Annotated in this window: 20 protein-coding genes and 1 tRNA gene; 9 read left to right on the top strand and 12 right to left on the bottom strand. The window is 59.4% G+C overall.

All coding sequences use genetic code 11. The annotated features are described in order from the left end of the window. Nucleotides 1–17: 17 nt before the first annotated feature. Together AADA15_RS15445 and AADA15_RS15450 are read right to left on the bottom strand one after the other, a co-directional pair. Nucleotides 18–719 (bottom strand): winged helix-turn-helix domain-containing protein, encoded by a 702-nt coding sequence (locus tag AADA15_RS15445; protein WP_341642452.1) that lies wholly within the window; start codon nucleotides 717–719, stop codon nucleotides 18–20. After that, the gene (locus AADA15_RS15450; RefSeq protein WP_341642453.1) at nucleotides 691–984 is read right to left on the bottom strand and encodes a hypothetical protein; all 294 of its coding nucleotides are present in this window, start codon (nucleotides 982–984) and stop codon (nucleotides 691–693) included. Before AADA15_RS15450 ends, AADA15_RS15445 begins: the two co-directional genes overlap by 29 nt. Nucleotides 985–1,197: 213 nt before the next feature. On the opposite strand from AADA15_RS15450, the gene AADA15_RS15455 reads away from it, so the two are divergent. The 8 genes from AADA15_RS15455 (at nucleotide 1,198) to AADA15_RS15490 (ending at nucleotide 8,811) form a co-directional block, all read left to right on the top strand. Next, complete coding sequence (locus tag AADA15_RS15455) at nucleotides 1,198–1,674, top strand: hypothetical protein (protein ID WP_341642454.1); 477 nt, start codon at nucleotides 1,198–1,200, stop codon at nucleotides 1,672–1,674. Between the two features lie 104 nt (nucleotides 1,675–1,778). Further along, the gene (gene rnhB, locus AADA15_RS15460) at nucleotides 1,779–2,396 is read left to right on the top strand and encodes a ribonuclease HII (RefSeq protein WP_341642455.1); all 618 of its coding nucleotides are present in this window, start codon (nucleotides 1,779–1,781) and stop codon (nucleotides 2,394–2,396) included. 109 nt (nucleotides 2,397–2,505) lie between these two features. Then, a complete protein-coding gene (locus tag AADA15_RS15465; RefSeq protein ID WP_341642523.1) occupies nucleotides 2,506–3,609 on the top strand; it encodes a site-specific DNA-methyltransferase in 1,104 nt (367 codons plus the stop codon). 194 nt (nucleotides 3,610–3,803) lie between these two features. Beyond that, entirely contained in the window at nucleotides 3,804–5,201 is a 1,398-nt protein-coding gene (locus tag AADA15_RS15470; protein ID WP_341642456.1) for an adenylate/guanylate cyclase domain-containing protein, read from the top strand. Nucleotides 5,202–5,481: 280 nt separating this feature from the next. Continuing rightward, nucleotides 5,482–6,951, top strand: coding sequence for a methyl-accepting chemotaxis protein (locus tag AADA15_RS15475; protein WP_341642457.1), 1,470 nt, complete (start codon nucleotides 5,482–5,484; stop codon nucleotides 6,949–6,951). A 385-nt stretch (nucleotides 6,952–7,336) separates the two neighbouring features. Next, nucleotides 7,337–7,412, top strand: a tRNA-Thr gene (locus AADA15_RS15480). A gap of 513 nt (nucleotides 7,413–7,925) precedes the next feature. Next, nucleotides 7,926–8,216 carry a hypothetical protein gene (locus AADA15_RS15485; protein WP_341642458.1) on the top strand — a complete coding sequence of 97 codons (291 nt, stop codon included), beginning with the start codon at nucleotides 7,926–7,928 and terminating at the stop codon, nucleotides 8,214–8,216. Nucleotides 8,217–8,253: 37 nt separating this feature from the next. Then, nucleotides 8,254–8,811 carry a hypothetical protein gene (locus AADA15_RS15490; protein WP_341642459.1) on the top strand — a complete coding sequence of 186 codons (558 nt, stop codon included), beginning with the start codon at nucleotides 8,254–8,256 and terminating at the stop codon, nucleotides 8,809–8,811. A 34-nt stretch (nucleotides 8,812–8,845) separates the two neighbouring features. On the opposite strand, the gene AADA15_RS15495 is transcribed toward AADA15_RS15490, so the two are convergent. The 5 genes from AADA15_RS15495 to ahcY form a co-directional block, all read right to left on the bottom strand. Then, entirely contained in the window at nucleotides 8,846–10,879 is a 2,034-nt protein-coding gene (locus AADA15_RS15495) for a DEAD/DEAH box helicase (protein WP_341642460.1), read from the bottom strand. 253 nt (nucleotides 10,880–11,132) lie between these two features. Continuing rightward, nucleotides 11,133–11,540 carry a hypothetical protein gene (locus AADA15_RS15500; protein ID WP_341642461.1) on the bottom strand — a complete coding sequence of 136 codons (408 nt, stop codon included), beginning with the start codon at nucleotides 11,538–11,540 and terminating at the stop codon, nucleotides 11,133–11,135. Between the two features lie 289 nt (nucleotides 11,541–11,829). Next, entirely contained in the window at nucleotides 11,830–13,935 is a 2,106-nt protein-coding gene (locus tag AADA15_RS15505; RefSeq protein ID WP_341642462.1) for a molybdopterin oxidoreductase family protein, read from the bottom strand. A gap of 238 nt (nucleotides 13,936–14,173) precedes the next feature. Continuing rightward, complete coding sequence (locus AADA15_RS15510) at nucleotides 14,174–14,827, bottom strand: VPLPA-CTERM sorting domain-containing protein (RefSeq protein WP_341642463.1); 654 nt, start codon at nucleotides 14,825–14,827, stop codon at nucleotides 14,174–14,176. 141 nt (nucleotides 14,828–14,968) lie between these two features. Then, nucleotides 14,969–16,357 carry an adenosylhomocysteinase gene (gene ahcY / locus AADA15_RS15515; RefSeq protein ID WP_341642464.1) on the bottom strand — a complete coding sequence of 463 codons (1,389 nt, stop codon included), beginning with the start codon at nucleotides 16,355–16,357 and terminating at the stop codon, nucleotides 14,969–14,971. Between the two features lie 946 nt (nucleotides 16,358–17,303). Here ahcY and AADA15_RS15520 point away from each other — a divergent pair. Continuing rightward, nucleotides 17,304–17,717, top strand: a complete 414-nt coding sequence (locus tag AADA15_RS15520) for a response regulator (RefSeq protein WP_341642465.1) — start codon at nucleotides 17,304–17,306, stop codon at nucleotides 17,715–17,717. A gap of 79 nt (nucleotides 17,718–17,796) precedes the next feature. On the opposite strand, the gene AADA15_RS15525 is transcribed toward AADA15_RS15520, so the two are convergent. The 5 genes from AADA15_RS15525 to AADA15_RS15545 form a co-directional block, all read right to left on the bottom strand. After that, the gene (locus AADA15_RS15525) at nucleotides 17,797–18,345 is read right to left on the bottom strand and encodes a biotin transporter BioY (RefSeq protein ID WP_341642466.1); all 549 of its coding nucleotides are present in this window, start codon (nucleotides 18,343–18,345) and stop codon (nucleotides 17,797–17,799) included. A gap of 51 nt (nucleotides 18,346–18,396) precedes the next feature. Further along, a complete protein-coding gene (locus tag AADA15_RS15530; RefSeq protein WP_341642467.1) occupies nucleotides 18,397–18,996 on the bottom strand; it encodes an energy-coupling factor transporter transmembrane component T family protein in 600 nt (199 codons plus the stop codon). Beyond that, a complete protein-coding gene (locus AADA15_RS15535) occupies nucleotides 18,971–19,735 on the bottom strand; it encodes an energy-coupling factor ABC transporter ATP-binding protein (RefSeq protein WP_341642468.1) in 765 nt (254 codons plus the stop codon). Before AADA15_RS15535 ends, AADA15_RS15530 begins: the two co-directional genes overlap by 26 nt. A 239-nt stretch (nucleotides 19,736–19,974) precedes the next feature. Next, nucleotides 19,975–22,341 carry an EAL domain-containing protein gene (locus tag AADA15_RS15540; protein WP_341642469.1) on the bottom strand — a complete coding sequence of 789 codons (2,367 nt, stop codon included), beginning with the start codon at nucleotides 22,339–22,341 and terminating at the stop codon, nucleotides 19,975–19,977. A gap of 6 nt (nucleotides 22,342–22,347) precedes the next feature. After that, a complete protein-coding gene (locus tag AADA15_RS15545) occupies nucleotides 22,348–23,124 on the bottom strand; it encodes a substrate-binding periplasmic protein (RefSeq protein ID WP_341642470.1) in 777 nt (258 codons plus the stop codon). Between the last annotated feature and the right edge of the window lie 97 nt (nucleotides 23,125–23,221).

The following is a 23,221-nucleotide window of genomic DNA, read 5'->3' on the forward strand; positions in this document are numbered from 1 at the left end:
AGAGCGGTAGGGCGCGGTCAGACCATGCGGATCACGTCCTTGCTGATGGCAAGTACATAGCCGCGTTTGGCGATGTTCTTGACCAGAAGTTCGCTCACCATCTGGTTGCCCAACGTATCGCGCAGGCGTTTGATGCGGGTGGCGCCTGCGGCCTCGTCGCAATCACTGCTGTGGCGACCCGAAATCACCGCTTCGATTTCTGCGCCTGACAAGACATCGTCGTCCATGCGCGCCTCGGCGAGGGCCGAGAGGGTCTCCATCGCTGCCGGGGTCAGCTTGAACCCCATGCTGTTGAGATAGACGGTGTTCTCTTCGCGGCTGATCAGCAACTCGTTGACCTGAATGCCCGCCCGCTCGATCTGGGCCATACGCCGGTTCAGCATCAAAAGCATCGCCAGCACCACCAGTGCGGCGATCAGCATCGCGGTGGCAAAGATCAGCAAGACAAAGATCACCATGCGATAGCTGGCCAGAGTATCAGCAAAGGCGGTGCCGGACTGGGCGAGGATTTCCAGGAGCTTGATCTCGGCCTGGCTGGTCAGGTCGTTCTCGACAAAGACCCGCTCGACCCGCGCGTTGAAGGCATTGGCGTCGGGCAGGGTCAGGAGCAGCAGGGTACCCGCGATCACAAGGATGCCGACGATGGCGCCGATGCCGAGGGTGATCACCCGCCCGCCGGCCGCGCGCATTTCAGAAACGGAGGAAGTAGGAGCCCGCATTGGCCTTCCTTTGTTGCAGCCCCTCGGGGCCAAAGAGCGAGATCACATTCAAAAGTGTCCAGCCCACCGGGGCAAGACGGACGGCGATTTCCCGGCCTGCGGCGCCTTTCTCGCAGGGGCCGGACAGCTGAATGACGCCGTAGTGCAGTTTCAGCGGATTGTCCTGCTTGGCCTTGTAATCGGCATAGCAATCCGCCGCGCGGGCCTGCGGGGCAGTTGCCACAAGGGCCAGAGCAAGAAGGGGGATCAGGAGGATCTGTTTCATGAGGCAACCCTGCGCGCGATTGCGCCGATATTCAATAACAACAGCGCGTTGGGCGGGCTGATATCGGATAGCAGGGCGCCGTTATTGCCTGTCCGGCGAGGGCGGGGCGAGGGTCGGATCACCGGCTCGGATCACTTGCTCCGCGCCATCACCTTCTCTTTTGGTGCATGCCCATGAGCGGCAGCGACGCGCCCCATACCGAAAGGCTTTGCCATGTCTCTTTTCTCTTCGCCCCGCAATCAGCACCGCAAGTTCATCACGCTGGTTCTGTCGCTTTCGCTCGCCGTGACTGGGTTTTCAGCGGCACCGGCCCGCGCCGATGAAGACGTTCTGAAGTTCATCGCGGGTGCGGCGCTGCTTGGGATCCTGGGGGCGGCCATCAACGATGCGCGACACGACAGACGTGCCAATCCTTCGGTTGTCACCCCGCCGCGCCCGCCCCATCCCGGTCCGCGCCCGTTGCCGCCGCATGTTGCGAAATACGATCTGCCTGCGCAATGCGTGCGCTACTTCCCGCGCTACAGCAACACGCGCACCCTGCTGGGGCAGAAATGCCTGCGAAAAAACTATCAGTATATGCACAGCCTTCCGCAGTCCTGCCGCGTGACCTTCTGGAACGGGCAGCGCAACCGCGCGGGCTACAAGCCGCGTTGCCTCCAGCGGAAGGGATACCGACTGGTGCAAAGATGAGCGGCGTTCCGCTTTGATCCAAGAGGGGGCCGCTGGCCCCTCTTTTTGTGTTCCTGCGCCATGCATCCCTTGCAAATCGGCGCGGGTTTGGGTCTGACAGGGGGATGGATATGCCGGATTACAGCCTGGAAAGAGCGGCCCTTGAGCGGGGTCATGTCAGAATCGCCGGAGTGGATGAAGTGGGCCGCGGCCCGCTTGCCGGGCCAGTGAGTGCCGCCGCGGTGATCCTGGATCCCGAAAACATCCCCGAGGGCCTGAACGATTCCAAAAAGCTGAGCGCGAAAAAGCGCGAAGCGGTGGAGGCAGAGATCTTTGAGCGGGCCACGGTGTCCATCGCCCATGCAACGGTGGAAGAGATTGATTCCCATAACATCCTGCGGGCTTCGCACATCGCAATGGAGCGCGCCGTTGCCGCCCTTGACCCCCAGCCTGACTACCTGCTGATCGACGGAAACCTGATCCCAAAGGGCCTCAGGATTTCGGCCGAAGCGGTGGTCAAAGGGGACGGCAAATCACTGTCGATCGCGGCGGCTTCGATTGTTGCCAAACTGGCCCGCGATCGGATCATGGTGGATTTGGCGCAACAGTTTCCAGGATATGGATGGGAGAAAAACGCAGGCTATCCGTCCAAACAACACCGCGAGGCGCTAGTAGACTTGGGTGTGACACCACATCATCGGCGTTCATTCAAGCCGGTCCACAAGATATTGTATCAAGAGTGAACCGCAGCCTCTTGTTCTAAAAAACAAATTGACCTCGAATCCGGGATGACTCATCCTGTGGATAACCAAAATGAGCGCAAAAAGCGCCGTGGTTATTGAGGCAGAGCAAATGAACAAAACCATGACGAAGGGCGCAGCCGCGCTCCCTCTAAACGCGATTCTTGGTGGCAATTGCATCGAGGTCATGGCCGGACTTCCGGCAAACTCCATCGATCTGATCTTCGCCGATCCCCCCTATAACCTGCAGCTCAAAGGGCAGCTTCACCGCCCCGACAACAGCAAGGTGGATGCGGTCGATGATCACTGGGATCAATTCGACAGCTTCCGCGCCTATGACGATTTCACCCGCGCCTGGCTGCGCGAGGCGCGCCGGATCCTGAAGCCGAACGGCTCGATCTGGGTGATCGGCTCCTACCACAATATCTTCCGGGTCGGCGCGACGCTGCAGGACGAAGGCTACTGGATCCTGAACGATGTGATCTGGCGCAAATCGAACCCGATGCCGAACTTCCGCGGCAAGCGCTACACCAACGCCCATGAGACGATGATCTGGGCGTCCAAGTCCGAAGGCGCAAAATACACATTCAACTACGAGGCGCTGAAAGCGCTGAACGAAGGCATCCAGATGCGCAGCGACTGGGTGCTGCCGATCTGCACCGGGCACGAGCGCCTGAAGGACGAGAACGGCGACAAGGCGCATCCGACGCAGAAACCGGAATCGCTGTTGCACCGTATTCTCGTTGGCTCGACCAATCCGGGCGACGTGGTGCTTGACCCGTTCTTTGGCACCGGCACCACCGGCGCCGTGGCCAAGATGCTGGGCCGCGAATTCATCGGGATCGAGCAGGAGGAAGCCTACCGCGAGGTGGCTGCCAAACGCATCAAGGCTGTGCGCAAGTTCGACCGCGAAGCTTTGCAGGTCTCGGCCAGCAAACGGGCCGAGCCGCGCGTCCCCTTTGGCCAGCTGGTGGAGCGCGGCATGCTGCGTCCCGGCGAAGAGCTGTTTTCCATGAACCAGCGCCACAAGGCCAAGGTGCGCGCCGATGGCACTCTGATCGGCGACAACATCAAGGGATCGATCCATCAGGTCGGTGCCCATCTGGAGAACGCGCCCTCTTGCAACGGCTGGACCTACTGGTGCTTCCGCCGCGATGGAAAGACGGTTCCCATCGATGTTCTGCGCCAGCAGATCCGCGCGGAAATGCAGAACTGATCGGCAGTCCGATCCTCTGACAATACCCAAAAGAACACCGCTGGTGCCTGCGCCCCGACCTGTCTGGTCCGGGGCCGGGTGCCTCACCTTGCCCCGCCCGTATCGGCGGGGCCTTTTTGTCTCAAGACCTCCGATAGGGGGTGCGCCCGAGCCTGCCGATGCCTATTGTTCTTACGGGAACGAAGGAACGGAAAATGGCGGATACGGCGGCAGATACCAGTCTGAGCACAGGGCAGGTGAAGACCGATCAGGTGGCTGATCCGGTCGGGGACAGCCAATATGCGGCTGATGCTCTTGCGGCGCACAAGCGCGAAGGACTGGAACTGGCAGTTCGGGCGCGCTTTGTCGCGATGGGGGTCATCTCGGTCTTTCTGGTGGCGGTCAACCCGGCCTGGGATGTCCTTTATTATCACTTCATTCTGTTTCTGCTGTGCGTGAACGGCTGGCTGATCCAGCGGTTTGGCCGCGTGGGCCGGTCCCGCGCCGAGTTGTCTTTGATCTTCCTCGATCTGTTGATCATGACCGTGGGTATCGTGGCCCCCAATCCGTTCAGCCCCGATACCCTGCCGCTGGCCATGCAGTACAGGTTCGACAACTTTATCTATTTCTTCGTCATCCTTGCAGGCGGCACCCTGGCGTTTTCCTGGCGTACGGTAATTGCCATCGGCGTCTGGACCTCGGTGATGTGGGCGGTCGCTCTGGGGCTTGCCTGGTATTTCGCCACACCTTTCCCCGAATTGGCTGCCGCAGCCGCGGCCGCCTTTGGTGCCGGGACCGAGCTGGCCATCGAGATGGACCCGAACAACTTTGGCTTTCCCCTGCGCATCCAGGAGATCTTTGTCTTCCTGCTGGTGGCCGTGACGCTTGGGATCTCCTCGCGTCGGTTCAGCACGCTCTTGATGAACAATGCGGGGCTGGAACGGGAACGGGCCAACCTGTCGCGCTATTTCTCGCCCAATGTAGTGAAACAGCTGTCGCAGAATGACGAGCCTCTGAAACAGGTCCGTAGCCAGGATGTGGGGGTGCTTTTCATCGATATCGTCGGCTTCACCCGGATGAGCGCGGGGCAGGATCCACACCGGGTGATCGAGCTGCTGCGCGAATTCCATGGCAGGATGGAGCGCGAGGTCTTCCGTCATCGCGGTACCTTGGACAAATACCTTGGCGATGGTCTGATGGCGACATTCGGCACACCGATGGCCGGGCCGCAGGACGCAACCGATACCCTGGCCTGCGCCCTTGCCATGCAAGAGGCATTGGACGAGTGGAACCGGGAGCGCCGCCGCCGTGGCGAGCCCGAGATCTGCGCCGGAATCGGCATCCATTATGGTGAGACGGTATTGGGCGACATCGGCGCAAACAGGCTGGAATATGCCGTCATCGGAACCGCCGTGAACGTGGCAGCGCGCCTCGAAGAGATGACCCGCCCGCTCAAGGCCCGGATCGTGATGAGCGACGATCTGCGCAAACAGGTTCTATCCGAAAGTGCGGCGCCGGATTTGCTGGAGGCTTTCGTGGTGCGAGACGCGCAGGATATTCGTGGCCTTGATCAGGCCATGCGCGTCTGGTGCATGCCATCGGCCCGCCCTTAAGCCCTCTGAGCAGGATCTGTTGCCACGCCACGTCATCCAAACCGTGGCGACCCTCTAACCATGTGAAAACCTGTCGTGTGACACAATCCTGTACGGCGCACGTCTGGGTTGCCTGTGGCAGGCAAATTGCGCTGCGTTTCGATTTATCGTAGAATTAAAGTGCATAAAAAATAGTCACTTACATGTGAAAATTGGCATATCGCATGTATCAATTTAAGATGTTGTAAAAGGTCTGGGTGGCAGAACGGCGCATATACTGTCCAATAAGCAAGAGCCCGAAATGCCATCTTCCGATCATCAGAGTTTTTTTCAGTGGTTTGGTTTGAATCCCGACAGCAAAGCCAAGATTACCGAGATTGGAAAGCTCTTGCTGCCGCATATGGATGCGGTGCTGGAGCGTTTCTACAAGCGCGTGCTGGAGCGGGAAGAAACCCGGAGATTCTTTCCCGACGAAAAGACCGTTGCCCATGCAAAAGCGGCCCAAAAGGCCCATTGGCAGCGGCTGTTCTCGGGCAAGTTTGAGCAGGAGTATTTCGACTCCGCTGCGCGGGTCGGTAAGGTCCATTACGATCTGCGCCTGCCCTTCATCCAATATCTGGGGGGTTATTCTTCGGCCGGGGCTGACATGATCGATGTGCTGGTGCGTAAACGTCTGACCGGTCGGGCAGCCCTGTCCACGCAGGTGCAGCTTCTCAATCAGGTGATGCTTGCGGATTGCGAGCGGGTGATCGATTCCTATTTCAAGGCCCAGCACGCTGAACAGAGCAAGGCTTTGGATGTTTTGACCGCGGGCATTCATGAACTGGAAAAGGGCAATCTGGCCAAGCCGATCCGGGTCGAGGACGGTATCCCGCCCCGTTTCGATGGCATTCGCAAGTCTTACAACAACCTGATCGCCCATTGGTCCGGGATCCTGTCCGACGCCACGACCCGATCCCACTCGGTAGCCGGCAAGATCGCTTCAACCTCTGTTCTGACGCAGGAAATGGCAAACCGCGCCGAACAGCAGGCTGCCACCCTGGAAGAGGCCGTCGCGGCGGTAAGCCATGTCACCTCGGGCACATTCGAAGCCACCGACATGGTCAATAAAGCCACCGAGCGCTCCGAAACCAACCGCAAGGACGCCGAGCAGGGCGGCCTTGTGGTGGAAAAGGCGATTGCGGCCATGGAGCGGATCGAAAGTTCTTCTTCCAAGATTGCCAAGATCGTCGATGTGATCGAGGACATCAGCTTCCAGACCAACCTGCTGGCGCTGAACGCCGGGGTCGAAGCAGCCCGTGCCGGTGAAGCGGGTCGCGGCTTTGCGGTGGTCGCTTCCGAGGTGCGCTCTCTTGCGGCCCGCGCGTCGGATTCTGCGACTGAAATCAAATCGCTGATCGCCGACAGCTCGATCCATGTGAACGACGGCAGCGATCTTGTGCGCGCGACGGGCGAAAGCCTGTCCGGTATCCGCGAAGGGGTGCTGGATGTCTCTCAGGTGATGGCCGAGATCTCAGCTGTCATTTCCCGCCAGTCGCTGAGCCTGCAGGAAATCGACTCCAGCATGAATGAGCTGGGCCGCACAACACTGGATAATGCCTCAAAGGCGAATGAGGTCTACGAGACCTGCTCCAAGCTGGTTGAAGATGCCGGTCAGCTCAAGGCAACCATGGATGGCTTCAGCACCGCGATCGGGCACGACGAAGCGGAACTGGATCGGAACTACGAGGCCTATATGGCCAGCCCCGATCGGGCGGTCCGGGCCAATTGATCGTGCATGGCCGGTCGCTGATTCAATGGAACGATGCTCTGCGGCGCGGGTGGTAGTCCAACGCGCTGCGCGGCCTGACGGGGTGTCGTGGATGCGCTATTTTTCGATCAGGGTGTCCTGACTGCGCAAGTTGTAGAAGGTTTCGCTGGTCACGGTCCCGTGCCCTGAGGCCGTTGGCCTGGCGAATTCACACAGTGCATCTTGGTTTCGGTCCGGTTTCGGCGTTGGTGCCCGCTTCACCTTCGCCGGACCGCGCGCCCGCAGTATCGCGATGCGTTGGCCGTGTCGTTTTGGGTGACGGCGCGAACCTCCTGTGTTTCCTCGCCGATCACCACAAGCATTTTGCGTTGCGCGGCAACTCGCCATCGTTTAAAGAACCTTCTGCGCCGATGTAGCTCAGCTGGTAGAGCAACGCATTCGTAATGCGTGGGTCGTAGGTTCGAGTCCTATCATCGGCACCATTTCCATCACATTGCGATGCACGAACCAGACAGCTTCAATGTCTTTAGATGCTGTCGGAAGCCGGTTACTCGAAAACACATAACATTTTGATTTTTTGATATAAAAGCGTCTGGTGGTCACTCGGCACGACTGACGCGCCCTGCTGTCCGAGCTACAGAGACGGCCCGTTTTGAGCGGCTCTGGTGTGCGTGGCCAGAGGCCCAGTGCGCCCCTTTCGGTCCTGTGGCCAGGTCCAGCCCTTCATCACTCTGGTCAATGATCCCTGATATGGTGCATCGGACAGTGTTCTGAAACCAAAGGCGCGGCACCTGATGGAACCGCGCCAGAAAAATGTTTGGATGCTGAAAATAGTATGTACGGCGCCCACCACTCACGGTTTTTTGAAGCTACCGAACAAAACTATACTATCGCATAGGAGAATTGTGTCAACGTGATACTAAATCGCGTTTCACATGGTGAAAAATTTAGTCTATTATCTACAGTCGTATAAGGTACTAATTGAACAGGACACTATGTCTGATATTTCCAAACTAACCGAGTTGCGCAAGCTGATGCTTGACATGGAACATGCCATGGGGCTACAGGACCTATCCACGGTCGAGCGGGATGTGTACTATGCTGCCAGTGATTGTACCAGTGCCGCGGACAGTGTGCGGACCAACCGGATCCGCGAACATGCCATCGTTGCGAGCATGTCGCGCCCTACGTTCTTTCGTGCGTTGAAATCGCTCGTCGGGAAAGGGTATCTGGAACAGAGCGGCAGTGCGAGCCGCGGCAGGTATCTCGTCAAGGCGCCAAAATAGTCTGGGGAAATGACGCGGATGATGGCGGGAGCGGGATTTGAAAAACCTGGCGGTAGAGACAACAGCGGTTTCGCTATTCTATCTGGTGGCCAGTTTCATAACCTTCGCTGTTGTCATGCCCGTTCAGCAAAGCTTGTTCCCGGGGCTGGAAAATAAGGCGAGCCTTCTGTTTCTCCCGCATGGGGTAAAGGTTCTGTCGGCCTGGTTGCTGGGCTGGCGTTCCAGTCTGGCGCTGTTTCCCGGTGTTCTGGCCGTTTTCGCGTATTTTGCCGGTTGGGGCGTTTTTGAGCCTCACCGAATGGCTGCGGTACTCAGCGCCGTATTGGTTCCGGCGGCCGTTTTCCATGTTTCGAAAAAACTTGGCTGGGATCTTTCCCCCAAGGCTGGGCGTCGGCCGCGTTGGGCCATCATAATGATTGTAGGTTTGTTGATCTCGGTGGTGTCGTCGGTCTTGAGCAACCTTGCCTACGGAAACGCGCCAAAGAACTACGTCGCCTATCTGATCGGGGATTTCTTTGGCCTGTTCTTCCTGTGCCTGATCCTGATGTTCTTGTTCCGGGCCTGGCGGTCGATGGCGCCGCTTTCAGAACAATAAAAACGGGGCAGAGGATTTCCTCTGCCCCTTGTTTTTATGCCTTTGGGCGTTTTGGCTTCGTAAACCCGCCCGGAGCACCTTTTCCAGCCTTGGTCGTTGCAGCACGTGCCTTGTTCTTCTTGCTGCTTGGCTTGCCCTTCGGCGGTGGCGGCCCTTTCGGGCGGCCCGCACCGGAGCGCGGTTTGCCACTGTCCTTTCCGCGCAGGCTCTTGCTGGTGTCGCCAGCGCCTGGTCGGCTTGTCGGATTTGCGGCCGACTTGCCGGCGGATTTCCCACGCGGTTTCACCACGGCATTCGGTTCACGCGGTGCTTCGGCTTCGGGTCTGTCCCAGCGTGGGCGCTTGTCCTGCTGCGGCTTATCCGGGCGCGGCGGGCGCGGTCTGCGCTCACCTTCGGGTTTTTCGAAGTCACCCTTGCCACGATGCGGGCGTTTTGGTCCCGGCTTGCCGGATCTGGGGCCGTCGAACTTCCGCGGACCCGAGGGGCGTCCGGCAGGCAGGTTCGGGGCCTCGTCCAGACGGGTCAGCTTGCTGCCGTCATCCAGAACCATCTCGGCGCCGAGTGCGCCGAGAAAACCGTCAACACTGCTCTCTCGGATCTCGGCAAAGGTCTCGTCCTGTTGGATGCGGATCGCACCGATGTCGGACTTGGTAATATCTCCGGCCCGGCACAGCATGGGCAAAAGGCGGCGCGGATCGGCACCGTCATTGCGGCCTGTGGCAATAGAGAACCAGACACTGGGGCCAAAGGGCGCGCGCGGTTCCGGCTTGGCATCTGCTTCTGACAGCTCTTCAGGGGCAGAACGCCCACTTCGCCAAAGCCGCAGATAGGCGGCAGCCAGCTGTTCGGTCGAGAATTTCTCGGCCAGCTGAGTGACCATGGGCTGTTCACTGGCGCTGATCGCGTCCTGCCAGATCGGATCTTCCAGCATCCGCTCTCCATCGCGGGCGCTCACCTCTTCGGCAGAGGGCGCATTGCCCCAGTTGACCTGAAGCTTGGCCATTTTCAACAGGCGTTCGGCCTTTTTGCGCGCCTTCTGGGGCACCACCAGCGCGCTGACGCCCTTGCGTCCGGCGCGGCCCGTACGGCCCGAGCGGTGCAGCAGGGTTTCATGGCTCGACGGCAGTTCCGCGTGGACGACCAGATCCAGATTCGGCAAGTCGATCCCGCGTGCGGCCACGTCGGTGGCGACACAGACACGGGCGCGCCCGTCGCGCATGGCCTGCAGGGCGTGGCTGCGTTCTGCCTGTGACAGTTCACCCGATAGCGCCACGACCGAGAACCCCCGGTTCGACAGGCGCGTTACCAGCCGGTTGACCATCGCTCGCGTGTTGCAGAAGACGATGGCGTTGGGCGCCTCATAGTAGCGCAAGACGTTGATAATGGCGTTCTCGTCATCGCGCGGGGCAACGGCCATGGCGCGGTATTCGATATCGCTGTGCTGGGATTTCTCGGCCACGGTCGAAATCCGTATCGCGTCGCGCTGATAGCTTTTGGCAAGCTCGGCAATTGCGCGCGGAACGGTGGCCGAAAACAGCAGCGTCTGCCGCTCTTCGGGGGATTCACCAAGGATGAACTCCAGATCCTCGCGAAAGCCGAGGTCCAGCATCTCGTCAGCCTCGTCCAGAACCACGGCCCGCAGATCAGAGAGGTCGATCGAGCCGCGCATGATATGATCGCGCAAGCGGCCGGGCGTCGCGACAACGATATGAGCGCCGCGTTCCAGCGCGCGGCGTTCGTCGCGCATGTCCATCCCGCCCACGCAAGAGGCAACCTGTGCGCCCGCCTCGCCATAGAGCCAGCCGAGTTCGCGTTTCACCTGCAAGGCCAGCTCGCGGGTGGGGGCGATGATCAGGGCAAGGGGCAGGGCCGCAGGGCCAAAACGCTCTTCCTCGCCCAGGATTGCGCCAGCGATGGCGAGGCCAAATCCAACGGTCTTGCCCGATCCGGTCTGCGCCGAGACCAAAAGATCCGCGTTGCCGAGGGAGGGGTCGGTCACGGCCTCCTGAACGGGTGTAAGTGTATCATATCCACGGCGCTCCAGCGCCATAGCGAGTGTTTGTTTCAAAGGAGGGTCTGCTTTTTTCTATAGGAGCGAGCACGGCTCTTTCGGCAGCGCGACATGCGGAGCCAAAGCCAACAATTGGCCGCGTATAAGCTATTGGTGCAAGAATGTATAGCGGTGTTGTGACTGAAATCCAAAAGGTCGGCGGACGTCGCATGTTTTGCATGGTTGCTTAGAAGCGACAGACTGTGCCAGTCCAAATGGATTGAATCCTCCTTTGTCAGCCTGACGTGATGGGCCACAAAAGGCGGCGGCTTCATACAATGCTGAGCGTTCGGCCCCGGCTGATTCCCACGCGCGCCAATTGGCGGTCGAGTTCTTGCATGATGTGGCCCCGCGACTTGCAGCGCGCGATGATCTGAAAGAAGCTCTCAACGTCTTCCTGGCTTGGCGCGGATTGCCCGGTTTCGGAACACTGGGCTGCCGAATTCGCAGGCTCCATTTTCAACAGCTCTTCGCGTTTGAAGCCAAAGCAGCGGTCCAGGACTGCGATACGGACCAAGGCCTCAAGGGATGCCTTTGTGACCGAAGCGTCCTTTGCTTCTTCGATGCAGGGTTCCGCAAGACTTGCCAGATCAGTCCAGCAAATGAGCCGATCGATTTCCGCCAGGAATTTGACTTTCCGCGGGGCTTTTTCTTTTCTGGCAAGAAGGTTCTTACGCATCCGTTTCTCCCACTCTTTCCGCAATGCCGACTAAAATGCCGGTCAAATTTCGTTGAATCCAAATTCGAATTTTAAGGGTATTGAGTCAATTCGGCCCCCCGGGAGCAATCGTTCACCGGGAAGGCACTTTTGCGGTGTTCAAGCGCCGAAGGCGATGCGGGATATACCGAAGGGTAGCGACCTATTCTTTTGCGTAGATTCGCGCCGACCCTCGTCGTGAAACGATGGCAGTGCCCGGCCAGATCAAGACTGAACTGGCCGAGGTCATTTTCATGGGGTAGGCAAGGGGTTACCCGTTCTGCGTTACGGGCTGAAGCGCCACGGGCACGCCGTTGAAGGCCGCATTGCCGCTGACCGGATCGATGCGCAGATCGTCGGTAAGATCGTTGATCGAAACGGTCTGAACCTGGGTGGCAACGGACAGATGCGCGCCGCTTTGCCCCCACCCCTGTGGGATCGAAACCACGCCCGGTGCAATCTCGTCGGTGATCTCGACCGGCAGTGTCACCTGGCCGACGCGGCTTTGGACGCGGCTGTCCTGCCCCTCGCTCAGGCCCAGACGCGCGGCATCGGCGGGGTTTACCTGCACGGTGCAGCGGTTGCGGCCCTTGACCAGGCGCTTGCTGTTCTGGGTCCAGCTGTTGTGGCTGCGCACTTGCCTGCGCCCGATCATCAGCATCGGAAAATCTGCCGTCACCGGAGGGGCAAAAGAGTGCAACCGCTCCAGATCCTCCACAAAGGCCTCTGGTGCGAGGTTCAGCTGACCGTCCGCTGTTTCCAGCCGGTCCGCAAGGTTGGGCACCAGCGGGCCTAGGTCGATGGACCCGATTTTCGCATCCAGCATGGCAGCGATGCTGACCTTGTCACTGTGGTACCCCTGCGGCAGCAGCAACGCCAGCATCTCTTCTGGCGATGGGCCGATGCTGTTGCTGCCACTCAGACGCGCCGCCAAGGTCGAGATCACCTCCCATTCCTGCGGGTTGTTATTGGGGGGCTGGAAAATCGGCTTCGCAAAGGCTGCGGTATTGCGCACGGCAAAGCTGTGAAAGACCATGTCATAGACATGTTCTTCCAGCGCGACGGTGGCGGGCAGGATCAGATCGGCATGGCGCGTGGTGTCGTTGATATGCAGGTCGATCGACATCATGAAGTCGAGCCCCTCCATCGCCTTGCCGATGCGCAGGCCGTTGGGCGCGGTCAGAACCGGATTTCCGGCCACTGTCACCATGGCCCGGATCTGCCCATCGCCCGGTGTTTCCATCTCTTCGGCCATGACCGAGACGGGGAATTCGCCGTTGTACAGCGGCTGGCCCGACACGCGCGAGCGTTTCTCCGGATAGCTGCGCACGCGGCCCTTGCGGCTGGTCATGCCGACATAATCCAGCGCGGGTGTGGTGAACATCGCCCCGCCGGGACTGTCGAAGTTGCCGGTGATGATATTGAGCGCATTGCTGGCCCATTGGCAGATCGAGCCGAAGCTCTGTGTCGAGGCTCCCATGCGGGCATAGCAGACGGCGGTTTTCGAGGTGGCAAAATCACGAGCGAGTTTGCGGATGGTTCCAGCAGGGATCCCGGTGCGCTCGGCGGCCAGCTCTGGCGTAAATGGCTCTGCGGCCTTGCGCAGCGCATCCATTCCCCGGACCACAGGCTCCAGCGCGCCGAGACGTTCAAGCCCGGTGGCAAAGACCTCGTGGATCAGCGCCAGCAAGAGGAAAGCGTCGGTTTCGGGGCGGATGAACAGATGATCGCTGGCCTTGTCGGCGGTTTCGGTGCGCCGGGGGTCGACCACTACGGTGCGCCCGCCGCGTGCGTGGATCTCCTCCATCCGTCTGCCAAATCCGGGCGCGGTCATCATCGACCCGTTCGACACCAGGGGATTGCCGCCGATGATCAGCATGAAATCAGTGCGCGAGACATCCGGCACCGGGATCAGCATCGGATGGCCCAGCATGTGGATCGAGGCGACGTGATGGGGGATCTGGTCTGCGGTGGCCGAGGAATAGCGGTTCTGCGTCCCCAGCGCCTTGACCAGCCGGGGCAGGGTCAAGAGGTTGCCGAACTTATGCGCATTGGGGTTCCCCAGGTAGACGCCGACCGCATCCTTGCCATGGGCATCCTGAACTGCGCTCAGCCGCTCGACAGCATAGTCATAGGCCTCGTCCCAGGAAATCGGCACGAATGTGCCATCGACTTTCTTCAGCGGCGTTGTTACCCGATCCGGGTCGGTGCGGAAATCCTGCAGGGCAATAGCCTTGGGGCAGATATGCCCCCGCGACAGCGGATCCTCCGGGTTCGGTTTGATCGATAGGACCGCGTCATCGGTATGTGTCACGATCAGCCCGCACATGGCTTCGCATATGTTGCAGGTCCGAAAATGTGTCTTCTGGTCGCTCATGGCTGCCTCCCCTTTTCCTCCCGATCCCGAAGGGCCAGAGGCCGTCGAGACTGGATACAGCCTAGCGTGGCAGGTTTCGCCTGGGCAGGGGGGTATCCCGAAGGTTGAGCCTTGCGACCGAACGTTATTTCCGTGACAGGTTCAGGGAAGGCAAAGAAAAGGCCCTCGCGCGATGCACGAGGACCTCCGAATGTCAGGCTTCATGCCCGTAGTACAACGTGTCCGGCCAATGGGAGTGTCACGCTTCCCTGCGCCGCCGACGTACCGCCGCCATGCCCATCAGGGCTGTGCCCAGCAGCAGCATCGAGGCCGGAATTGGAACCGGCGCGACCGAGACCCAGACGTTCACGCCGCCGTTGTTGTTCTTCAGTTGAGTGTGGAGGGGGTTGTTGTAATCGTTTTCCCCCCAGATGATACTGCCATAGCTGAAAACAGCGTCCAGATGGGGGCCATAAAGGGAGATCCAGGGATCCTCACTGACCCCGGCGCCGCGGTCCAGAATATTTGCAGCCTGTCCGCCTGGATTGAGGCTTGTGGCGTCCCAGAAGAAGTTGGCGTCAAAACGACCCTCTGCAGCATCAATCGTGGTGCGCAGCGTTGCGTAGTCGGACATGGCCCAAATGTTGCCATTACCGGTGATGAACAGGATGTCCATCCCCGCCCAGACGTCAAAGGGGCGTGCAAAATCGTCGGCCTGGTTCTCACTGACATAGGTGCCATAGCTATAGGTTGGCCTCAGTTTGCCATTGCCATCGAACATTCCGGCATCACTGTCGGACATACGGGCGGCCTGGAACCATTTGCCGCTGTCCAACGGTGAAACTGGCGCAGCCTCTGCAAGGCTCGCGACTCCCAGCGCCAGGGTGGCAACCAAAACTTTAATCATATTCATCACAAATCCCCCGGTTTTCTCTGTTTCTTCCACAAATCGCCCGCAAAATACAGTCAGATTTGACGAGAGAGGTTCAAACAAAGAAAAGCCGCGCAGACCTTTGTGTCTGCACGGCTTGGCTTTTGATCCGACTCGGATTGCTCAGTATCTGTAGTGTTCGGGCTTGAAGGGGCCTTCTGGGCTGACGCCGATGTAGGCGGCCTGTTCGGGGCTGAGCTGGGTCAGCTTGACGCCGATGCGGCCCAGGTGCAGACGCGCCACCTTTTCATCCAGATGCTTGGGCAGGATGTAGACCTCGTTGTTGTAGTTTTCGCCGCGGGTCCACAGCTCGATCTGCGCCAGAACCTGGTTGGTGAAGGACGCCGACATCACGAAGGAGGGATGCCCCGTCGCATTGCCGAGGTTCAGAAGACGCCCCTCGGACAGAAGGATCAGACGGTTGCCCGAGGGCATCTCGATCATGTCCACCTGTTCCTTGATGTTGGTCCACTTGTGGTTCTTGAGGGCGGCCACCTGGATCTCGTTGTCGAAGTGGCCGATGTTGCCGACAATCGCCATGTCCTTCATCTCGCGCATATGCTCGATGCGGATCACGTCCTTGTTGCCGGTGGTGGTGATGAAGATGTCGGCATCCGCCACCACATCCTCGAGCAGCACAACCTCAAAGCCGTCCATCGCCGCCTGCAGGGCGCAGATCGGGTCGGCTTCGGTCACCTTGACGCGCGCACCGGCACCGGCCAGCGAGGCGGCCGAGCCCTTGCCCACGTCGCCATAGCCGCAGACCACCGCAACCTTGCCCGCCATCATCACGTCCGTGGCGCGGCGGATGCCGTCGACCAGCGATTCCTTGCAGCCGTATTTGTTGTCGAACTTCGACTTGGTCACGGAGTCGTTGACGTTGATCGCCGGGAAGGGCAGCTGGCCGTCCTTGACCAGCTGATAGAGCCGGTTGACGCCGGTGGTGGTCTCTTCCGAGACGCCCTTGATCGCATCGCGGGTCCTGGTGAACCAGCCGGGCGAGGCCTCCATGCGCTTCTTGATCTGCGCCTTGATGACCTCTTCTTCCTCGGACTGGGGCACCGGGATGATGTCCTCACCGGCCTCGGCCCGCGCGCCCAGCAGGACATAGAGCGTCGCATCGCCACCATCGTCGAGGATCATGTTGGCGCCCTCGGGGAACATGAAGCTCTTGTCGAGGTAGTCCCAGTGCTCCTCCAGGGTCTGTCCCTTGATGGCAAAGACCGGGATGCCCGCCTCGGCGATGGCCGCCGCCGCGTGATCCTGGGTCGAGAAGATGTTGCAGGAGGCCCAGCGCACATCGGCGCCCAGCGCCACCAGGGTCTCGATCAGAACCGCGGTCTGGATGGTCATGTGCAGCGAGCCGACAATGCGCGCGCCCTTCAGCGGCTTGGCCGCACCATATTCCTCGCGCAGGGCCATCAGCCCCGGCATCTCGGTCTCGGCGATGTCCAGTTCCTTGCGACCGAACCCGGCCAGCGACAGGTCTTTCACGATATAGTCCGCGCCCATTGGCAAACTCCATTCTGGGTAAACACAACTTGGCAAAGCTGCTAACACCACAATCCTTTACAAGCAACGAACAAGGAACCAGTGGCCGCCATCGCCAACTGCAAAAGGCAAACCCGTCCTTGGCCTGGCGGGATTAAAGGCCGGGAAATTTCCGCCTGCCATTGGCTCAAAACCGTTTTGATCTTCCCCAGGAGAGGCACCTGAGGCGGTTTTTTGGTGATGGGGCGATATTGCAAAGCGGAGATGCAGAAGGGTCAGAAACGGCTTCTGAAGTGTTTTGGAACAATGTTTTGCGTATAAATATTGGTTCATGACAATGGTTGTCGATTTGTGTTATTTTCACGATTTATTGAAGGTAGCGCTCGACTCTTGGGGCGTCGGAAAGCGGGCGAATTCGGGAAATTCGAGCTCAGTCAGTGCCTTGGGGCGGGAATGTGAAAAATGCCTTTGATCTTTACCGCAAATTTGTTCGAGATTTTGCGTCCGGCAGACATGCCGTGAAAATAAAAGAAATCTTGCCTTTGAAATGTGGCTGCCGCTTTTTTTCAGATATGGGCGTGAAGGGCAGGGCCTTGATTTTCAATGAATAAAAACTCACGGCGTGAAGTGTTCCAAGGCTCTGGTGCAATTTGGAGCGGCGTTTTCTCCAAGGCGATCAGTCGCCGATAACCCCCGGTGCGGAGAGTTTTGGAAATGCATTTCTTTGTATGTCCGGTCAAAGCTGCTACTGTGTAGTCAGGAGAGTAGTTGGTTTGGAAATTCCGTTACTGAGTACGGTGACCTGTTCGCACGCGGGCCATTGCGAGGTTTTTGATCGAGTGCGGCCTGTGAAACGGTGTTTTGACAACCAGCACGATTGAGAACCGGATTTAGTCAGCGCCACTTTCAGCGCCCACTCTTTTGGGAGGCGAATGCCTTGATGCGATCAAGTGCAGAGGTCATTTCTATGAAGCCCGACCGAGGACCCGTGGTCCTTGCCGTGGACGATGATCCTTGGGTTCGTTTTCGGCTGGAGGGGTTCTTGCTGGATTCGCAGGCGCCTTTCGAGATGTGTTCCGATCCATTCGATGCCTTGGAACGGTGCAAGGCGCGTCCGTCATTTTATGGTCTGGTTTTCATGGACATCCGGTTCCCCGGCGGGGATCTTGGCTTTGAGGTGTCAAAACGCATTTCTGCTCTTGGCAACCCATCCCAGCGGCCCGCAATCGTGGGCATGTCAGGCTACCCCAATCTGTACAAGTTCAATGGGGGCGCGGAATGGGGTATGGAGGATATCCTGCCCAAGCCTCTGTTCAAATGGCTCGTTTTCAACATGGTTCGGGAGTATTGCGGTATGGAAAACTCCGAAATCGAACCATAAGTCACATGTGCGGTTGCTGTAATGCGAAATAACGCGGACCTCATGGAGATCCGCATCGCTGATTTTGAGCTGGGGGGGGCTAAACGGACCGCGACAACAGGCTGCTTGGACGTGCCCGCGCCAGACCAGCGGTCAAAAGACCCGCGATCACCGCTTTCAGGATGTCGCCGGGGATGAAGATCAGGATCAGGCTGGCCGCCTCGAGGAAAGATTTCTTGAGCGTGATGGCCATGCCGGTCACGCCAAAAAGGTAGAGCACCAGAATGCCGCCGATCACCGAGGCAACGATGGCGGTGGGCAGAATGGCGACGCTCCGCAGGCGTTCCATGATCAGGCCGGTGACGAAGGCTGCGACCGGAAAGCCGAACAGGAAGCCTGCCGTGGGCGATCCGAAAACGGCAAGGCCGCCGCGACCGCCGGACAGCAGCGGCAGTCCCAGTGCCACCAGCAAGAGAAACAGCAGAACCGCCAACAGCCCGCGCCGCGCGCCAAGGACCGTTCCGCACAGCATGATACCCATGCTTTGCGCCGTCACCGGAACACCAAAGGCCAGCGTGATCTGCGGGATGAATCCCAAGGCGGCAATCAGCGCCGCGAAAAGAGAGATATAGGCGATGGAACGTTCCATTGTGTCGTGATCCTTGTGTCTGCCCCGTGGAGTTCTGTTGAGGCTTGCAGGTTATAGAATGCCGCCGCGTGCCTTCAGTGCTTCGGCGACGTGATCTGCGTCATCCAATGCCGAAACCGTCAACGGCAGGGCGATCCGCCAGGAGGGCCGACGCGCCGATCTTGCGCGCCAGGCATCGGCGAGTTGTGCGCCGCGCAGGCTCAGCAGCGGTGTGAAACGGATGACAAGGGCAATGGCGATTTCCAGACCTCGGGTACTGAGGCCAAGCCGCCGGAACGGGGTCAGAAGCCAGGCCGCAACATCGATCATATCGGATAGTCGGCTTGTCATAGTGACAAAATTCGCCAGGGCCACGGTGCTGGACAGGCGCAGAGCGATGGACAGCCCTTCACGGGGTGTGCCGTCTATCATGTGCCAAAGAAAGATCACCGCAAGGAAGGGCCAGAGGATGCGCAGGGTTTTGAGGCCGCTCCGGGCAAACAGGCGGCCTGCGCTCAGATACAGCAGGACCGTCAGGGTCAGAGCGGTTGCCTGCACCGGTATCGATGTGAAGGAAAACAGCGCCAGTGTCGCACCTGAAAGGCAAGCCAGTTTCCAGCCGACCGGAATGGGATGCGCCCAGGTTTCAGACGGGAATGTCAGAGAGATCATCGCTCGCCCCCCATGCGGTCATCTGCCTGGTAAAAGCAGGAAGCACCTCACCCGCGGGGCCATCGGCCTCGATCCGTCCGGCCTCGATCCACAGGATCCGGTCGTAGTGCTCGAGGTGGTGTGGGTCGTGAGAGATATGGAAGGTCTGAGCTCCGACCCGATCCAGCGTGCGCTGAAGCTGCATCCGTGTGGGAATATCCAGGCCAGAGAAAGGCTCATCCAGAATGATGACACGCGGGGCCATGGACAGGATGGCCATCAGGCAGACCAGCTGCTTTTGCCCCTGAGACAACAGATGGGTAGGGGCCTTGGCCCATGGCGCCTTGCCGAAACGGTTGAGGATCTGCGCGACCCTTTCATCTGCGTCGCTTTTTTCCAGCCCCATCTGGCGAAGCCCAAAGGCGAGTTCTTCCTCGACAGTGGGAAAAATGATCTGGCGGTCCGGGTTCTGGAACAGGACCCCGACGAGGCCGAGAGCCGTTTTTCGGTCACGGCAGATGTCCGTGCCGTCTATCCGGGCTTCTCCTGCGTCCGGGGCAACCAGGCCACTCAGGACCCGGGCCAGCGTGGTCTTGCCTGAGCCGTTGCGCCCGACGATGCCCACGCGTCGCTCGTCTGCCGAAAAGGAGACATCCTGCAATAGCGGTTTTCCATTTGCAGCCAGACTTACGCCTTTCAGTTCGACCGTCACACACCCAAGGGGCGGGACGAGGAGGCTGTCTGGCGCGGCGGTTTTCAAGCGAATGGTTCCTCTCGTGATCTATTCCGGACAGGGCGGCGTCCTGAAAAAGAGTTCGGGAGGTGATAGCCGATTTTTCGCGGCAGGCAACATTTTCGATGGCCAGAGAGACGACAAACGGGGCCGGTCGTCTCAGATACGGGACGCAAAGCCTCAAAACGGTACCAGAAGGCCGTTGCGCCCCTTAGATGCTCCAGTTCCCTCGTGCCGGGATGGCTTCCGTCACCTGGCCGCGAAGGCTAGCCGGACATCTGCAGATGCAGACCTTCGCCGGGGAACAGACGGGCCGTGGCGGCGCGCTCGGCGAGGGGCGGGCCATCAAAGTAACCCTGCAAGTAATCCACCTTGCACTCCTGCAGCAGTCTGCGGTGCTCTTCGGTTTCTGCACCTTCCCCGGTCACATGCATCCCAAGGGCATGTCCAAGCTCTGCAATGGCAACAACGATGGCCTTGGTTTCGGGGGATTCCGGCAGTTTCGAGACAAAGGCAGCATCGACCTTGATCTTGTTGACGGGAAACTTCTGCAGATAGCTGAGCGAAGAATATCCCATGCCAAAGTCGTCCAGGGCCACGGTCACCCCAAGCCGCTGCAGGGCTTCGATCTCGCGCAGGGCCGATTGGCCGCTGGACAGGACGACCGTTTCAGTGATTTCGGCCTCAACGGCACTGGCCGGACAGCCGGTCTCGTAAAGGCAGTCGTTTACGAATTCGTCCACTTGCGAGCCGAACAGTTTGGGCGACAGATTGACCGCGACCCGTCCTTTAAAGCCCATGTCATGCCAGCGGGCTGCGGCCTGGAAGGCCTGGGTCATGATCTGATAGGTCAATTCGCGGATCAACCCGCATTCCTCTGCCACGGGGATGAACTCGGCCGGTGACACGCTGCCCAGATGCCGGTGATGCCAGCGCGCGAGGGTTTCAAACCCGATGATCTCGCCTGTGCGCAGATCCGTCTGAACCTGGAACACGGGCCGGATCCCGCCCTCCTTGAGGGCGCCGCGCAGTTCACGTTCCAGAAGCGCTTTGCGTTTGATCGCGGTTTCGAGATCGGTGTGGAAGACCTCGACCCGGCCGCGACCGCCTTTCTTGGCCTCGTAGAGCGCAAGGTCGGCGCAGCGGATCCCGTCGGCGGCGCGCGCATCCTTTCCGCCAAGCGTCGCTATACCCGCACTCATCCCGGTGTGCAGCACATTGCCGGAAATGGTCAGCGGTTTGGACAGATCATACACAAGCGAATTGGCAATATTGCTCAGGCGTTCTTCGCTGGCAGCGCCCTTTACGACGATGGCGAATTCGTCGCCCCCCAGCCTGGCGGCCAGCGCGTTGGTTGACGTGCTGGCAGAGAACTTGTCGGCAACGACCTTCAGAAGGGCATCGCCGATCGGATGGCCAAGGGTATCGTTGATGGTTTTGAAATGATCGAGATCCGCCAGCAGGATCGACACCTGTTCGCCCGTCTCCAGCCAGCTGGCCAGAGTCTGTTCCAGCAGGCGGCGGTTGGGCAGACCGGTCAGACTGTCATGCTCTGCCATGTATTTCACGCGCGCAGCCTGGCGCGCCTGATCGCTGTGATCGGTCGCCAAAAGAAGCGTGCCAAGGTACAGCCCGTCTTCGTTGCGGATGGGACCGCCCCGTACAAAAAGGTTCAACTCTTCGCCGCTGTTGAAATGCGTGACGCTGGCCTCTGCAGCGAAATCCTCATTTGCGGCGACACGCTCTTCGATCTGTTCGGCGACATCTTCGGGCAGCCAGGATCGGAAGTTCAGTTTGTCCCCGTCGCGGGCATCGGCAAAGAAAATGGAGGCATTGGCGTTGGAAAAGACGACAATACCCGTCTCGTCCGTCAGGATGACACCGTCGCGGGTGGATTTCAGGGCCCGATGAATCCGGTGGAGTTCGCGGCGCGCGGCTTCGGTGCTCTGGTTTCGCAGCTCTGCCATTTCGATTTCATTGCGCCGCATCTGTTCAAGCGCCTGGGCCAGCATGCCGACCTCGTCATTGCGGTTCTGATAGGGAATGGAACAATCCAAACGGCCGTTTTGCAGATCCGAGATGGCATCGCTGATCGCGGTGAGCGGTTTGGAAATGCGGGAGAGGACGAAAAAGACACTGCCGGACACCAGCAGGAAAATCACTGCAGAAATCACGAGGTGATGTGCCGTCGACTCGAACAGGGGGGCCTGAATGTCGGCAAGGGGCAGGGTGAGATGCAATTCACCCAGCACCTCGGTATATTCGCCCAGCGTGTAGGTTATCTGGTGAGTCTTGAGGATATCGCCATCGGTCGGGAGGTAGTCGGAGGCGGTTACAGAGGCAATGACACGTCCGTCTGCTGCGATCACCTGGGCCTGTCCGACATGTGTCAGGCCCGCAATATCATGGAGTGTTTCCTCAACCTGGATGAGATCAAAGTCCCAGAGGGGTTGGGATAGGGCCGCAGACGTCAGCTGTGCCAGCATGTTGGCGCGCGAATCCAGGCTTTCGATAAGGTGTTTGCGGTGATCGTAGCTCTCAAAGGAAAGACCTGCCGCCAGAATCAAAAAGACGGGAGCAAGAACACCAATCAGCAGGCGCGTTCGGATGGTTTTTGGTCCGAAAGAGTTCATGCCGTCTTACCCTGGCAGTCCGTAACGTGCGAGGATTTCGGCGTAGCGACCAGAGGCCTTGAGGCGCTCGATCCCTTCGGAGAGTTGCTGGGCATAGATCTGCGAGCTTTCCAGCGCGGGTGAGAAGGCGATGAACAGATCAGAGGCGTCTTCGTAGGGCACAAGTTCTACCTGATCTGCAAGACCCAGCTCACCGATCGTGTAGTTCACGACCGAGCGCTCATCCATCGTCATATCGATACGGCCAGAGGTCAGCTTCAGCAGGTTGCGCTTGAGTGCGTCATCGCCGCCAATGATCTGAACACGTGTCGGATCCCGTTCATTCTCGGTGATATAGGTGTTGAAGATCGGGTAGTAGTCGTAGTCCACGACGACGCCAATGCGAAGCCCGTCCAGATCTTCTACCGTCTCGATCTGTCGTCCTTCTCCCCCGCGGAAGATCAGTGTTTCCTGATACGTGCCAAGCGGAGGGCCAAAGATCAGATCGGGCGACTCGTCCTGATCGGTCCCGATGACGCCATTGACCTCACCGCTGCGGGTCTGATCAAGGCTGCGGCTCCAGGTCAGGGTATCGTAGCGCACGTCATGTCCGTAATGGGCCAGCGCCTCCCGTGCGAGTTCCACCATGAAACCGGGACGGTCACTGTTCGGTTCGCAATTGAACGGACACCAGACGTCCCCGCGCAGTTCGATCGTGTCGGCGCGCGCGCCTGAAGAGGACCATGACAAAGCTGCCAAGCCAAGAAACAAAGTGAGGGCCCGAGTGAGACCTGAGCTGGGCATTTTCATTCACCTGCGCCACCAATACTGAACGGCTCTCAGGGTCTACAAAATCGGTTAAATGAATCTCATCAGAGGGCGGTAAACCCTGAAAAGGTGT

Origin of the sequence: Phycobacter sedimenti (assembly GCF_038148855.1) — a bacterium.
Classification (GTDB): domain Bacteria; phylum Pseudomonadota; class Alphaproteobacteria; order Rhodobacterales; family Rhodobacteraceae; genus Phycobacter; species Phycobacter sedimenti.